Origin of the sequence: Shinella sp. SUS2, from assembly GCF_001262505.1 — a bacterium.
GTDB lineage: Bacteria > Pseudomonadota > Alphaproteobacteria > Rhizobiales > Rhizobiaceae > Shinella.
On the sequence record NZ_KQ410801.1, the window covers coordinates 1 to 3865 of the forward strand.

Consider the following 3865-nt stretch of genomic DNA (forward strand, 5'->3'; position numbering starts at 1 on the left):
CCTAACGCCCTACGAATACATCTGCAAAATCTGGGCAACAGAGCCGGGACGGTTTAAACTCAATCCGCACCATCAAAGTAAGCGCGATTTTCAGTTCCTGCACCTGGATGAGGTTTGATTAGGCTTGTGTCCATCGTTGAGGTTATGGACACAAGCGCGATGCTACCGTCGCATCATGGCGCGACCCGAGCCTTGGCGAAGTTGAAGGGTAGCAAGTCGGTAATGTCGTCCTCAGCCGGGCGCTGCGGCAGTTCGGTGAGAACGAAGCGCAGCCAGACGTATGGATCGATACCGCAGGCACGGCAGGTCAGCATGAGGCTGTAAACGACGGCGCTGGCTTTGGCACCGGCAGGCGTATCGCTGAACAGCCAGCTATTGCGTCCGGTGCAAAACGGCCTGATGTCGCGCTCAAGCAGGTTGTTGTCGATCGGCGCGTGTCCGTTTTCGACATAGCGGATCAGGTAATCCCACTGGTTGCGAGTATAGGAGATGGCCTTGCCAAGCTTGCCCTTGGGCAGCACCTTGGGGGCAAGGTCGTCGAGCCATTTCCTGAACGCCGCTAACACTGGAAGGCTATGCGTCTGACGGAGCCGTCGGGTAATATCGGCACGCGTCTCACCCTTGGTCACGTCGGTTTCCCGCGCCAGCCGCTCCACCTTGTAGAGCGCCTCGAAGAAGGCCAGTGCCTGAAGCGGCGGTCCGCCTGGTTTCTTCATAGCCTTGAGCGCGTCGGTAAATTTTCGGCGCGCATGCGCCATGCAGCCATAATGAGTGGCGCCCTTGATCGTTCGCCAGGCCTCATAGCCGTCACTCATGAGCAGGCCGCGATAATCCCCGAGGAAGGCTTGCGGGTATTTCTGGCCACGGCCGGGCTGATAGTCGAACAGCACGATCGGTTCCTCGCTGTCTTGGCCGCTGCGATATGCCCACATGTAAGATGTATCCTGCGCCTGCCGGCCTTCCTCTTTCAGGACCTGGACGAAGGTCTCGTCGCCGTGGATCAGCGGCTGCAGCCGAAGTTTCTCCTTCATGGCATCGTAGATACGCTCAAGATGCAACTGGCTCGACCGGATCACCCAGTTGGCGATTGCCCCGCGGCTGAGAGATACGTTGGCACGGCCAAGGGCCTGCGACAGGCGATAGATCGGTGTGCCGTCGACATATTTGTTGGCCAGCATCAGCGCCAGGGTCGCCGGCGTTGCCACGCTCCCCGGCAAGGGCTGGGCTGGCATGGGCGCAAGCACCATCGGTGTCTTGATGCCGGTCCGGTCGCAATGGCGGCAGGCGTATTTGAACCGGACGTTCTGCAGCACTTTCGCCTTGATCTCGATATGCAGCTGCTCGCTCATCGCCTCGCCCATCCGGTGAAGCGGGTTTCGGCAGCACGGGCACAGTTTTCCATCTTCCGGCAGGTCGTATTCGACACGCTCGCGCGGAAGATCGGCTGGAAGAGGCCGGCGGCCTCGCTTGCTGCCCTCAGGCTTGTCCAGCTCCGGCAGGCCTGTGTCGGGAAGGTCGACGGTGTCGAGACCGTCAATGCCGGCGTCAAAATCGCCATCGATATCAGGGTCGGACCCGGCAGCCTGCTCCGCCTCGTTGAACAGGCGATCCATATGCTTTTCGCTGCTGGGCCCAAAGCGGTGCTGCTGCGCCAGCCGCAATTCTTCCTCCAGCGTGTTGACGCGCGCCTTCAACGCCGCGATTTCAGCCGCGTTCGCCGCAAGCTGTGCCAGCAAAGCTTCGACATCAGGAGGATTCGTACGAGTCATTCCAGTTTTGAATCGGAACACCTCACCGACGTCAACGATTTTCGGCCACGCCTATCCCGAAGACCGCTCGGGCAGCATGGGCGTATCGAAGTGCGCAGGAACCTGTGCCCCGGCACTGGCGTACTGCCGCAAAGGGTGTCGGGACACAGCTTCGATGTCGATGCCGTCGAGAAGCCAGTGAAGCTGTTCGGTCGTCAGATGCGCCACGGCGTCACGGCGATTTGGCCAGTAAAACCGGTCCTCTTCCAGGCGACGCAGGATCAAGACGAAGCCGGACCGATCAAAAAACAAAAGCTTCACCCGATCCCGGCGCCGATTGCAGAAAGCAAAGACTGCCCGCTCGAACGGATTGAGACCCATCGACTGCTCGACCAGCATCGCCAGGCTGTCGATCCCGGCGCGGAAGTCGATGGGATCGCGATGAAGATAAACCGGCACATCAGCCGACAGACGGAACATTGCCCAAAGCTCCGATCATGGCAGCCATCATGGACGCGTCGGTCAGATCCACCGACAGCGTGACACCGTTCGGCAGCGTGACCCTAGCTCTCAGCCCGGATACCGCGCCATCGCCGGCGGCAATAATCGATCGTTCCCGCCGTTCCGTCGGTGGATCGCCCAAACCTCTCGGTTTGCGATCGTCATCGGCAATGCGCTCAGCCCGTGCCTCTGCGACCGGAATAAACATCGACACTTCCGCCGGCGGCGCAGGCCCGGCCAAAACCGGCGCCTTCAACTTGCGATGCTTGCGGATCCACGTCCGTAGCAGATTCGCATTGATACCGTTCTCAAGCGCCAGTTTCGATATCGAAACCCCAGGCGTCAGGCAGGCTTCCAACAGCCTGGCTTTCGACGCCGGATCAAACTCGCGTTTCCCGCCGCGACCAGCATGCAATACCCGCAATAGCCGCGGCTCGATCACATCATCCATCGCATTGTGTCCATTACGTTGCTTGTGGACACAACCTGCCTAAACGCTCCCCCGATTCATAGGTGACCCAAAAATCGCGCTTACCCATCAAATGCCGGGACCAAACACCTAGGCCTCTTCGTATTCCAAGCGCTCTTCATGAAAAACATGATGGGCGGCAGCTACTGGCAGAACGTCAAAAATTCCTTCGTGCCCGAGTTCATCAGCATGAATGCTATGATGGCGGGAATGGCTCCGGTCATGGCAATCCTCATGATGGGACGCGACATGAGGGCGATGTGGCCGGGTGAAATGTTGTTCTGGGGCGTCATGGCACTGGGTATTGGCGTGGGTTTTGCCGTTGCATATCCCTTTAATGTCTGGCTTGTCGCGAAGGGCCTCAAGCACGGGCTCATGACCGAGCGCCCGCATGATGCACACCAGCGGCATGCATCCCATGCGCAGTATGGGCGACAGACGGGTTACCATGAGCAGCACAAGGGCCATCAGCAACATGAACCTGGTGGCGCGCAGCCAAACAGAGCTTTCGCCCCTACCCGCATCCAGATCGGAGCAATGGCTGGGTTCACCTCGATCATGCTGATTGCTGGCTTCGCCTACCCCTTTATGAAGGTGAACATGCACCTGAGCGCCCATGATGTGGGCGGTGCGATAATGGCTCCCGGGATGATCATGACCTTCGATACACCTGGCGACGCGATGCGTGACATGGCGGCGATTGACCCTCGGCTCGTGGACTTCAACGCTCCCGCCACCGCAAGTGGCGGTCAGGTATTTCAACCGCGAATGGAGGGCGATGTGAAGGTCTTCGACCTGACGGCGTCCGTGATCAGTTGGTCGATCTTGCCAGGGGAAACCGTCGAAGCCTACGCGTACAACAATCAGGTGCCCGGTCCCACTTTACGGATTGTCGAAGGCGACAAAGTCAGGATTAACGTCACTAATCGCCTGCCGGAGAGCACGACCGTCCACTGGCATGGTCTGATCCTGCCAAATGAAATGGATGGACCGGCTCATATCACCCAGGAGCCGATACAGCCCGGACAGACCTTCACATACGAGTACACGGTTGAGCAGGCCGGCACCTATGTCAACGGCGGAGTAAAAACCGGCCACGGGGCGGAGCAACAGTCGGCCACGGTGGCGCCGGCCTGAGACCGCCGGG

Annotated in this window: 3 protein-coding genes and 1 pseudogene; 1 reads left to right on the top strand and 3 read right to left on the bottom strand. The window is 59.5% G+C overall.

Annotation, left to right across the window (positions count from 1 at the left end; translation table 11 throughout):
* Positions 1 to 173 precede the first annotated feature (173 nt).
* The 3 genes from AKG11_RS33130 to AKG11_RS33140 are packed head-to-tail and all read right to left on the bottom strand — an operon-like array spanning position 174 to position 2700.
* The gene (locus tag AKG11_RS33130; RefSeq protein ID WP_050747103.1) at positions 174 to 1769 is read right to left on the bottom strand and encodes an IS66 family transposase; all 1596 of its coding nucleotides are present in this window, start codon (positions 1767 to 1769) and stop codon (positions 174 to 176) included.
* A gap of 51 nt (positions 1770 to 1820) precedes the next feature.
* Positions 1821 to 2228, bottom strand: coding sequence for an IS66 family insertion sequence element accessory protein TnpB (gene tnpB, locus AKG11_RS33135; RefSeq protein ID WP_050747104.1), 408 nt, complete (start codon positions 2226 to 2228; stop codon positions 1821 to 1823).
* The gene (locus AKG11_RS33140) at positions 2209 to 2700 is read right to left on the bottom strand and encodes an IS66-like element accessory protein TnpA (protein WP_050747105.1); all 492 of its coding nucleotides are present in this window, start codon (positions 2698 to 2700) and stop codon (positions 2209 to 2211) included. Before AKG11_RS33140 ends, tnpB begins: the two co-directional genes overlap by 20 nt.
* Before the next feature lie 111 nt (positions 2701 to 2811).
* Here AKG11_RS33140 and AKG11_RS35955 point away from each other — a divergent pair.
* Positions 2812 to 3789 (top strand): annotated as a pseudogene (locus AKG11_RS35955) (multicopper oxidase domain-containing protein); the annotation flags it as partial.
* Positions 3790 to 3865: the final 76 nt, after the last annotated feature.

What these genes read in the sequence shown, in the direction of transcription:
- AKG11_RS33130 (WP_050747103.1), bottom strand. Translation starts at nt 1,769, where the DNA reads ATGACTCGTACGAATCCTCCTGATGTCGAAGCTTTGCTGGCACAGCTT.
- tnpB (WP_050747104.1), bottom strand. Translation starts at nt 2,228, where the DNA reads ATGTTCCGTCTGTCGGCTGATGTGCCGGTTTATCTTCATCGCGATCCC.
- AKG11_RS33140 (WP_050747105.1), bottom strand. Translation starts at nt 2,700, where the DNA reads ATGGATGATGTGATCGAGCCGCGGCTATTGCGGGTATTGCATGCTGGT.